Below are 10,686 nucleotides of genomic sequence, written 5' to 3'. Positions count from 1 at the left end.
GAGCCCTCTTTGCTACCGACTTGATGACAGCAACCGAGTCTCTCCCCTCCCAGGTAGCGGATTCTCTGGGTGAACTCATATCCCGCGGCCTAGTCACTGCAGACAGTTTCTCAGGAATGCGACAGTTCACCGAAGACCGATCTCTTAAAAACCGACGGGCCTCGCGCAAGTCCAGAATTGGTCTCGTTCGAAAACGAACCACACCCAACAACACAGGACGCTGGTCAATCTGGAGACGTGACAACCAAAGTGAGATTGAAGAACGCAGCCTGCAATACTATGAATACATCGAACAATGGGCCTGGCAATTATTAAGACGCTGGGGAGTGATCTTTCGCGATTTATTATCAAAAGAAACTGGCGCGCCGCGCTGGTTCGAATTACTGCAAATTTATCGTCGGCTCGAAGCACGTGGAGAAATTCGTGGCGGACGTTTTGTATCGGGAGTAGCAGGCGAACAGTTTGCCATGTCGAGCACGATTCAGGATTTACGCAACCTGCGTGACAAACCACCTACGGATATGCTCACAATTCTGTCTGCCGCTGACCCTTTGAATCTGGTTGGAGTATTGACAAAACAGGCGCGTGTTCCAAGTACTGCCAACAATCGGCTCGCCTACTGGAATGGTAATCTAATCGCTTATTCAAAGGGTGAAGAACTGTATCTACTCTCCAATGTCAGTGACAAAATTAAACGCGAACTGATTCTGGGATTTGGACTCCCCATCCAGGGCACGAATATCAATCGAGAGTATGCAATGGATACCGCTCCAGATTTACAGAATGAAACATCAACAACCACACACGCAGAGGAAGTTCTATTCCCCTCGGAAAACAATCATACTTCTAACGAAAATAAATCACCACGCCCTTCCTTTCTTTAACTTTTGAGATGAGGAAGCCTCTGTTGAATTCGATTTGGATCATGAGAATGCCTGACTGTTACTATCATATAAGATATAGCAATATAAAATACTGCAATTCGTTTCGCCTGATTGCCGTCTTGCTGGCGCTGCAAACCTGCTCTCTCTATCTGGACGCAGCAGAGAAAAAACCAATTCAGTCTATTGATCAGTTATTGAAGTCTGCTCACGAACATAAACAACACGGGCGCTACGCGGAAGCGGGAGAAGTATATGATCAGGCCGAAAAACAACTCGCGGATTCTTCACAATTAAACAAAGAACAACATTGGCAGCTTCTTCAAGGTCGGGTTCGTATCGATGCACTCACCGGCAAAACTCCTCAAGCAATAAATCGTCTACAATCAGCCTTAAAAGCGACACCTGACCGAGCAGACTTACATTCAATCGCCGCCAGACTCTATTTTGAAACGGGTGACTATCATCAGGCGGAAACTCACGTCAGGCAGGCTTTAATGCTGAATACTGACGCCCCTTTGGCACATCTGATCCAGGCACACCTTTTGACCGAGTCCGGAAAAATCGATGAGGCCAATGAAGCCTATCGCTGGTTCGTCCGCTACTATAATCGAGCACAACCCGAAGATGCCGAAACACTTTTAGTCATTGGAGAAGGCGCTACACAATATGCGAGATGGAATAGCGTATCCCAAATCTTTAATTTCGTAATCAACACCGTCTGCCCTGATGTTTTAAAAGCAGACCCCCTCTGCTGGGAAGCATCTTATCTGAGCGGTTCGATTTTGCAGGAAAAATACAACCGCCCTCAAGCGGCTGCGGAATATAAATCCGCGCTCAAGACCAATTCACAGGCCGCAATGGTCTACGTTGCTTTGGCAAGGTCTGCGTTCGAGGTACGTGATTATGATACCAGCACTACTTTAATCGAACGAGCATTGAAGATTAATCCTCGTTTAATCGAAGCCCTGCTCTTAGAATGTGACCTGCACTTAATTAACGGACAGTACGAGCATGCGCTCAATTCTGCGGACACAGCAGCATCCATTAACGCACGAGCGCAATCGGTTTTAGCCAGAAAAGCTGCCTGCTACCTGCTCTTAGATGGCGTCCCGGATCGTCAGGCTCTGGAATTAATGCTGGAAACTTCAGAGACTCCTTCTCAAACAAACACAGTCAATCCACTCTCTCCCCGATTTACACAGCTCTTGACAACACTCCTGAAACAAAACCCCAAGCCGGGATATTTTCTGTATGAGCTGGGTCATCTCATGGAGATGAAACGACAATTTGACTTCACGGAAACGGTCTATTTAAAAGCAAAAAAGATAATGCCTCAACTTTCCCAACCCAAAATCGCGCTGGGAATACTATATATGCAAATGGGAAAAACGGACCTGGCTCAAACAACACTCGACGAAGCATTCAAATCTGATCCGTATCACGTACGCGTCAGTAACATGCGAAAGGTTCTGGGAGTCCTCGAATCCTATGGTGCAATCGTGACAGAACATTTTGTGATTCGTTATGACTCCAAAGCCGACTTCATTCTTGGTCAATACATGGCTGATTATCTGGAAACAATCTATCCGGAACTGGTAACCCAATTTGGATATGAACCCCCGGGAAAAACTCAATTTGAAATTTATCACGACGCAAAAAGTCTGGGCGCACATCAATGGTTCAGTGCCCGGATGATTGGTCTTCCCTGGATTCAAACCATTGGCGCATCGACAGGAGCAGTCGTTGCTTTGACCTCACCCACGGCAATGAAAGAGCCCTTCAACTGGGCCTCTGTCCTGAAACACGAACTCGTCCATGTTTTCACACTTCAGCAAACCAAATATAAAATTCCGCATTGGTTCACCGAAGCCCTGGCAGTCAGAAGCGAAGGCCATGCACGTCCCCAGAAATTCAACCAGCTCCTGGCCGAACGTATTCCCAAGGGAGAAATTTATTCCCTGAATGAACTGGATGGCGTATTTGTGCGTCCCAAGTCTTCGGACAACTGGAACTTTGCCTACTGCCAGAGTCTACTCTGTGCTGAATTCATGGTGCAAGAATTTGGCGAGCAGGCTTTAATCAAATTACTGACCGCATATCAAAATCAACTTTCGACACCCGCAGCAATTAAAGAGTGTTTTAAAATCGATCAGGCAGAATTTGAAAAAAAGTATCACAACTATCTCAAAACAGTTGCAGACTCCCTGAAAGGCTATAAATTCGAATCACCTCTCAGCTTCAATGATCTACAAAAGAAATATGAACAAGACCCAGATAACCTGAGTATCGCCGGACAGTATGCATCTCGTTTACTGCGTCTTCGAAAAAAATCGAAAGCACGTGAGATTGCGCTCCATGTTCTTGGCAAAGACCCCAGCCAGGCTCAGGCAGCGCTCACGATTGCCCGACTGGAACTACTCTCGGAAGACGGGAACGCCGCTCTCAAAGTTCTCCAACCCGCTCTCAACCTTAAGTTACCCGATGTTGAAGTTCTTGAACTGACCGGTAAAATCATGATTCATCAAAACAAGTACAAAGCAGCGCTCGGCATCTTTGAAACAGGGCACAAAAAATATCCTTATCAAACACAATGGCTCAAAGGCCTGTCACTTATTTACCAGAACTTAGGTAAAAATCACAAATTAGAAGAGACGCTTTTAAAGCTGGTTCATCTGGATCCCGCTAATGAGAAAAGCATGAAATTATTAGCTCAACTTTTTTTTGATCAGAAAAATCACCAACAGGCTTTACACTGGGCCACTAAAGCCTTGCATGTCAATGTACTTGACCCGGAAACACATCAACTACTTGCTGAATCTGCCTTGAAACTGAATCAGACTGACATTGCAGTGCGCGAAATAAAAATGACTCTGCATCTGGATCATAAAAATGAAAATCTACGCTTCTTGCTGGTGCAAACATTATTAGATTCAGGAAAACCAAAAGAGGCGAAGACGGAATTAAATCTTTTGTTGAAGCAAAATCCTGATCATGTTCAAGCTCTGGAATTGATAAAAAAACTCTGAATTGACCAGCAGCACTATCTAATAAACCAATATTTTAATTGAATAACCTAATTAATTACCGAATAAGGATACCCTGTGGACAACCAATCTTTAGATGCTTCATTTTCTGAATCGGATGACGAGCTACAGGAAAAGCAAGGCTTGACTCTTTCACAATTCCAGACAGTAATTCGGACCATGTTCTATGAAAAGGACCAATCTCGCGGAATTGAAGGAACATTCATGTGGTTTATGGAAGAAGTAGGAGAATTATCTTCCGCGCTCAGAGAAAATAACGATCCCGAGAATCTGGCGGAAGAATTTGCAGACGTGCTAGCCTGGTTATCAACAATGGCCAATCTGGCGGGAATTGACCTGGAGCAGGCAGTCACCCGAAAATATGTTCAAGGGTGTCCTCGATGCCACCAGATCGTCTGCACCTGTGACTTGTCACGAAAACCCTGAATCGTAAATACGATTCCTGTCAAGATTTGAGTCATATTGATTGACACTGCTTCACTCGTGAAATTAGACTGGTATAATGCGGTGAAGTCATGACTTCATTATCCATTCAGCAATATTCTCTCATCTCAGTTTGCTATCGCATCAATATGACAATGTATTGCGCTATTCAACATCTGATTTCGGCTTGCAGACACGCTCTGATTACTTCCAGATCGTGTCTGATGATCCTTACTCTATTCTTTACCTTTCAGAACACATCCTCTAGCCAACCTCCCCAGGCAGAAATTGATGCTTCCATCCAACGTGGTATAGCTTTTCTGAAAAAAAGAGAAGACTATGGTCGCACAGGAATCAACGCGTTTGTTGCCTATGCATTAATTAAGGCAGGAGAATCACCCGAATCCCCCTACATACAAAACTGTATGAAAAACATCCTGGCCGACCATAACCAGAAGAACGAAAAGGGAGAAATCGTCTACAAACCAGGCAGCGATTATAATTATTGTGCCGGTGTTCAATTAATGGTCTTCGAAGCGATAAGCCCGGAAAAATACCATGCTGAAATTCGTACGACAACGGACTTTCTTATCAGTACGCAACAGCCGGGGGGAAGCTGGTATTACCCTGAGAACAAAGTAAACAATGGCGACACGAGCGTAACACAATATGCAATCCTCGGACTCTGGGCAGCAGAACGTGCGGGTGTGCTCGTTCCAACGACAGTCTGGGATAAAGCGGCACGCTGGCATTTGACGACCCAGAAACAAAACGGTGCATTTGCCTATCAACCCGGTAATCAACGCGAGGATGTTGTAAAACATACGATGTCAGTCGCAGGAACAGGCAGCTTGCATGTTATCTCTATGCAACTTTATCCCGATGGAGAATTACGCAGCGGTCCGGCAAAAAAAAATAATAAAGCGATGAAAAAACGTTTCGGATTCCTGGAGAAAGTTGATCTCATCAAAAAAGAGAAAACGGAAGAGGATCTAAAAAACATCAACACCAAACCAACAGTGAGTCACAGTGCCCTGGAAGGTGGAAAAAAACGAGGTCTACACTGGATCATTAATAATTATAATTACCGCAACCCCACGGGTTGGCCCATCTATTATTTATACGGAATTGAACGAATTGCAGCGATAGCCAATACCAAAATGATCGGCCCTCATGACTGGTATGCAGATGGCGCCCGACATCTTCTTGAAACTCAGGAAGAAAATGGAAGCTGGAATGCGATAGGATCAGTTGGCCCCAATACGTGCCTGGCAATTGTCTTTCTTTCAAAAGCCACAGGCAAAACACTCGGTCGCAGATACAAACCTGAGCCTGTCGGTTCGGGCTTGTTAGCAGGCGGCAGAGGCCTTCCTAAAAATCTGGCAGACGTACAGATGAGAAATGGAAAAGTCGAAAATAAAACACTTGCCGGCGACCTCAGCGAGCTATTGGCACAACTGGAAGATCCCGCTACCGCCGACCTGGAAGCCACACAGGAAACGCTTGTAGAAACAATCACTTTAGGAGACCGTGAGCAACTGATTCAACAAAAGGAACGTGTCTTAAAACTGGTAGAAGCCAGAGCACCAGATGTTCGCAGAACCGCGATCTGGGCACTTTCGCGTATGAATGACTTTCGGGTGGCACCTTACCTCATTCGGGCTTTGAAAGATCCCGATTTAGGTGTACGCATCGAAGCCCGAAATGGTTTATGCACGCTCAGCCGGAAAATCCGTGGATTAGGAATGCCAGAAGATCCTTTAGCGGATGTCGATGAAAATGTAGATGAAAAAAAACGTATCATAATCGTGGATCAATGGTCCAATGAAGCAACCAAACGCTGGCAAAAGTGGTACAACGGCGTAAAACCTTTCGATGAAAAATTTGATCTCTATGAAGTTTTAAATCAATTTCCAAAATCGAAAGGGAAATAATTCATATGCAATGTAACGTTTTAGAGATAGTGAATTAGGATGGCTCAGGCGACATCACAAAACGATCATCGAAAAGCACCGGTCATGCGCGTAACGCAATATGACCAGGTCAGCTCTTCGTTGATTGCAGTCGTGTTAGCTTTAATCATCGCAGTTTTATGGTTGTCGATTGTCTGGATCTCGAATCGGTTACCCCAGACTGAAAATGAAGTCGCATTGGAAATGATTGATTTGGCCGGAGGGGCAGAGGATGGTGCACCCGACGAATCATTAATGGTGGAATCTCCCGAAGATCCAGTTGATGACCCATCCCAGATTGACACACCAGATGAAGAAAATCAGGTCGAAGAAATGCTGGATAGTGTTGTCGAACTCTCAGACAAAGCAACTCAGCAGGTCCAGCAGCAAACGCAAACCGACCTGTCAAACTCAGGTAAAGTGGGAAGTGCCGTCGGTACCGGTAAACGGGCCTTGGGATTAGGCCCTGGAAAAAGAGGACTTCCACGTGAGCAACGCTGGTTTATCAAATTTTCCGACAGAGGCTCGCTGATCGATTATGCAAAACAAATTGATTACTTCAAAATCGAACTGGGGGCCTTATTGAGAAGTGGTAAAATGATTTATCTGTCCAATGCCTCTTCTGATAAACCTGTCATCAGAACCGCCTCATCTGGTGCAAACGAAAAACGGCTCTACATGACCTGGCAAGGTGGCGAACGCAAAACCAGTGACCTCAGTCTGTTTAAAAAAGCAGGACATGATGTCGCCGGTGCAATCCTGTTCCACTTTTATCCAAAAGAAACTGAAAACAAATTACTCACGATAGAAAAAAAATATCGAAACAAGAAATTTGACGAGATCCGTCGTACGTATTTTACTGTGCGGGGAAATCGGGCTGGATATAATTTCGAAGTGACCCGACAGACTTATTTCCAATAAGAATACAAAAGCAGGCTCCTATGAACTACTCACTCGCTCCCATATTAAATGTTGCCGGTTACGCCATTTACATTGCGCTGGCTTTGACCGCTTTGTACGGAGTCTTTTGTGTGATCCTCCTGGTCAGACAAATTGCTCAAAAAAAGTTTCTCACACAAAATGCAGCAAACGAATTTCTCGACCAGATTCATGACGATATCGAAAAAAAAGATTACGAATCTGTGATCAATCTTTGCGATTCACCCCCGTACTGGAGTAAAGCGGTTCCGCAATTAATCCTGGTTGCGATGGCGAATATGGAACGTCCTGCCAAAAAACTCCGACAGATGCTCGCAGAGAAATTTGAACGAGATATTCTCTCTGAACTCGAATACCGAATGTCATGGATCAGTACCATTGTCAAAAGTGCTCCCATGTTGGGACTATTGGGAACCGTCATCGGTATGATCAATGCGTTTGACAAAATCGGAAACATGCAGGAATCGGGTGGGGACCCCAGTCAATTGGCAGGCGAAATCAGTTTTGCACTGTTTACAACAGCTGCAGGCCTGGCTGTTGCGATCCCTCTAGTTATGGCGGGAGCCCTGATTCATGTTCGCATTGGCAAACTTCAAGATTCAGTCCAAGAACATACGGGTGAGTTCCTGGAGATTCTGGAAACATCACGCAAGTCATGATTCCTTAAGGTAAATTGAACATGTCTAAGAAAAAAACATTTTTGAATACAGATGGGGACGGCTGGAAAAAGCGACCTGCAGCAGGTGGGGCCGGAGACGATCTGGATATCACACCCATGATTGATGTGACATTTTTATTACTCATTTTCTTCATGGTCACTTCCACGATGCAGGCCACACAAGATTCCGACGTTCCCGTTGCGAGATATGGAGTCGGCGTCGATACCCGAGGGGCAACCATGGTTCTAGTCCACAATGATGGCAACGGCATCAATGGAACAAGCGTTATTGAACTAAAAGAGTCCGGTGGAACGACTGAAGTCACAACGGAAGAGTTAACCGCGCGCGTACGTGAAAAAGTTCAAAATGGTGTCATGGATGTCATTATTAAAGCAGATCGCGGAGTGCCGCATGGATTTGTCCAAGAAGTGACACGAGCGGTAACAGAAGTAGATGGAGTTAAGTTCTTTATCGGAATTGAAGAGAAAAAAAATAATTAAGCTTTGATCGTCAATCATTTCACATGTCCAAGTTAATCTGCATTCAAAAAACGAGATACTGATTTAGCAATGCCTATCAAGTTTTATTGTAAAAAATGTGACCAAAGATTAAGTGTTGCCAGCAAGAAAGCAGGTAAATCTGTAGCCTGCCCTGCCTGCCGCAATCAGATTACGATTCCATCTGAAAGCCAGCCACGTCGTCCCGATAATGTAATAGACACACCAGAAACGCCCACTCAACCAGAAACGCCCACTCAAACTGAGAAGCATCCTCAACCTGTCCCACACTTTAACCCAGAAGAAAATCAACTACTCGACGGCTTGGAAAATTTAGGCGAACTGGGAGACAGCTGGGACGAAATCCTGGAAGATGATTGGAAAGAAGCAGCTGAAACCGAGAAAACAGATCAGCCTGATGATAAAACGCCGGTACAACCGGTACAAGATGAGGAAATCGCACCCGAAAAATCGAAACTCGCAAATCCAGCCGAACGACCTCCTCAAAATAACATCACGCAACCTGAAGCAGAAGCAGAAGCAGAAGCAGAAGCAGAAGCAGAAGCAGAAGCAGAAGCAGAAAGCCTCTCATCGGAACCGGAAACGACCCCCGTTACAGGAACTACACCTGCAGAACCTAAGCAGAAAACACTCGTGGAGCAATCGACAGCATCTCAATCCACAGTCACTTATAGTGATGATGATGAAGAAGATGAGGACGATGATGATGATGGCTTTTCCATCCGCTCTGCAGATTCAGAGTTTGATGAAATGGATCTGACACCGATGGTAGATGTCACGTTTCTTTTGTTGATCTTTTTTATGATTACCGCGTCGTTCAGTCTACAAAAAAGTATTCAGGTTCCTCCACCCAATCCAGATGAAGATGGTGTTTCACAGTCACTCCAAACACTGGATGACTTCCGAGAAGAGTCCATAATTGTAGAAATTGATAATAATAATGGAATTTATGTTGATGATACGAAATTATCGAATCCTTCTGAAATTGTGCAGGCGATCCTGGATCGTCGCAACCAGGATGGAAAAACAAAATCAGAATTAGTACTCAGCGCACATAAAGCAGCCAGGCATGAAACAGTCGTCGCGGTTGTCGATGCAGCCAATGAAGTCGGTATGCAGAAAATCAGACTTGCTTCCTACCGTGGCCCGGAAGACTGACACCGCAAAATACATTGTTTTCAGATCTCACCACCCCAGACATCCTGTATAGATAAGATATCGAAATGGCCAGCTTAGAAATTTCATTCTTGTCCGGAAACACTCAAAAGATTGAGCTATCCAAACAACAGCCCATTTCAATCGGCAGTCATGCATCTAATGATTTACAGATTGACAACGAAGGTGTTGCATCAATGCAATGCCGCATCAGTTGGAATAAAAAAAACTATGAAATTGTTTCTGCGACCAGTGAGGGAATTGAAATTAATGGAACGATGTCCGGACGGTCACTATTAAACGATGGTGATCTCATTCGGATTGGTGAAGCAGATATACTGTTTTCAGATGAAATCGACCTACTAGATCTCGACTCCCCTCTGCCTGACGTAACGGGCAATAAAGACGACTCAATGTACGATTTCAAACCAGTCAGTGAGAACGATCTCGAAGCTTTAATACGCTCCCCTGCCAAGCCACCGGAAAAAGAGCCAAAATCAGAGAAAAAGAAAAGTACCAAATCCCGGAAAGAAAAAAAGACACCGAGACCAGTAGAAGAACCAGTTCCCGATGATGATCTTGACCTGGCATCCGCTGATGAGCTGCTTGAAGAACCGGAATCGGAAAATCCTTCGCAAGCTCCAGCTCAGACATTTATTTCGAGATCCAGTGAACATGCCTCCGAAGAACCAGAGAGCATCAGTCCCTCTGAAAAAACGAAGGAAAAAAGTACTCTCTCTTTAAAAGATCGAATGCGCCACCGTTCATCTCGTAATGCAGTGCGCCCCGGCGAGCGTCAAATCGTTCGGTCACCTTTTGTTTTATCGCTAATAAGCGGCAGTATTCTATTAGCACTGATGGCATTCACTTTCTGGTTTATCATTGGTCGCGATACTGCAAAACGCCACTTCGATGCTGCCGTCCAGGAAATGGAAGCGGGAAAATATTCTCAAGCGATTCAACTCTTTGATAAATTTCTCGTAAATTATCAAAAAAGTGATTACGCCGACGAAGCCAGGATATTGCTCAGCAAATCTTATGTAGAAAAAGAAATTTCCGGCTCGACACCTGCCTGGAATGCGGGACTGGAAGCAACAAATGATTTCATTAAA

At 44.9% G+C, this 10,686-nt stretch carries 8 protein-coding genes and 1 pseudogene; all 9 read left to right on the top strand.

Annotated features, from left to right (window positions below; translation table 11 throughout):
• Positions 1–884 (top strand): annotated as a pseudogene (locus Q0668_RS05170) (DEAD/DEAH box helicase); the annotation flags it as partial.
• Between the two features lie 47 nt (positions 885–931).
• Positions 932–3,910, top strand: a complete 2,979-nt coding sequence (locus tag Q0668_RS05165) for a tetratricopeptide repeat protein (protein WP_298860834.1) — start codon at positions 932–934, stop codon at positions 3,908–3,910.
• A gap of 177 nt (positions 3,911–4,087) precedes the next feature.
• Positions 4,088–4,354, top strand: coding sequence for a MazG nucleotide pyrophosphohydrolase domain-containing protein (locus Q0668_RS05160; RefSeq protein WP_366918871.1), 267 nt, complete (start codon positions 4,088–4,090; stop codon positions 4,352–4,354).
• A 221-nt stretch (positions 4,355–4,575) separates the two neighbouring features.
• Positions 4,576–6,285 (top strand): HEAT repeat domain-containing protein, encoded by a 1,710-nt coding sequence (locus tag Q0668_RS05155; RefSeq protein ID WP_298860826.1) that lies wholly within the window; start codon positions 4,576–4,578, stop codon positions 6,283–6,285.
• Between the two features lie 39 nt (positions 6,286–6,324).
• Positions 6,325–7,224 (top strand): hypothetical protein, encoded by a 900-nt coding sequence (locus Q0668_RS05150; RefSeq protein ID WP_298860823.1) that lies wholly within the window; start codon positions 6,325–6,327, stop codon positions 7,222–7,224.
• A gap of 20 nt (positions 7,225–7,244) precedes the next feature.
• Positions 7,245–7,901, top strand: coding sequence for a MotA/TolQ/ExbB proton channel family protein (locus Q0668_RS05145; protein ID WP_298860814.1), 657 nt, complete (start codon positions 7,245–7,247; stop codon positions 7,899–7,901).
• Positions 7,902–7,921: 20 nt separating this feature from the next.
• Positions 7,922–8,401 (top strand): biopolymer transporter ExbD, encoded by a 480-nt coding sequence (locus tag Q0668_RS05140; RefSeq protein WP_298860811.1) that lies wholly within the window; start codon positions 7,922–7,924, stop codon positions 8,399–8,401.
• Between the two features lie 69 nt (positions 8,402–8,470).
• Positions 8,471–9,577 (top strand): biopolymer transporter ExbD, encoded by a 1,107-nt coding sequence (locus tag Q0668_RS05135; protein ID WP_298860808.1) that lies wholly within the window; start codon positions 8,471–8,473, stop codon positions 9,575–9,577.
• Between the two features lie 65 nt (positions 9,578–9,642).
• Positions 9,643–10,686 (top strand): FHA domain-containing protein (locus Q0668_RS05130; protein WP_298860806.1); only part of this gene is annotated, 1,044 nt, incomplete at its 3' end.

This window comes from uncultured Gimesia sp. (assembly GCF_937910335.1).
Lineage (GTDB): Bacteria > Planctomycetota > Planctomycetia > Planctomycetales > Planctomycetaceae > Gimesia.
Note: the sequence above shows the minus strand (reverse complement) of the source record. Positions and strands in the feature narration are given on the sequence as shown.

What these genes read in the sequence shown, in the direction of transcription:
- Q0668_RS05165 (WP_298860834.1), top strand. Translation starts at nt 932, where the DNA reads ATGCCTGACTGTTACTATCATATAAGATATAGCAATATAAAATACTGC.
- Q0668_RS05160 (WP_366918871.1), top strand. Translation starts at nt 4,088, where the DNA reads ATGTTCTATGAAAAGGACCAATCTCGCGGAATTGAAGGAACATTCATG.
- Q0668_RS05155 (WP_298860826.1), top strand. Translation starts at nt 4,576, where the DNA reads ATGATCCTTACTCTATTCTTTACCTTTCAGAACACATCCTCTAGCCAA.
- Q0668_RS05150 (WP_298860823.1), top strand. Translation starts at nt 6,325, where the DNA reads ATGGCTCAGGCGACATCACAAAACGATCATCGAAAAGCACCGGTCATG.
- Q0668_RS05145 (WP_298860814.1), top strand. Translation starts at nt 7,245, where the DNA reads ATGAACTACTCACTCGCTCCCATATTAAATGTTGCCGGTTACGCCATT.
- Q0668_RS05140 (WP_298860811.1), top strand. Translation starts at nt 7,922, where the DNA reads ATGTCTAAGAAAAAAACATTTTTGAATACAGATGGGGACGGCTGGAAA.
- Q0668_RS05135 (WP_298860808.1), top strand. Translation starts at nt 8,471, where the DNA reads ATGCCTATCAAGTTTTATTGTAAAAAATGTGACCAAAGATTAAGTGTT.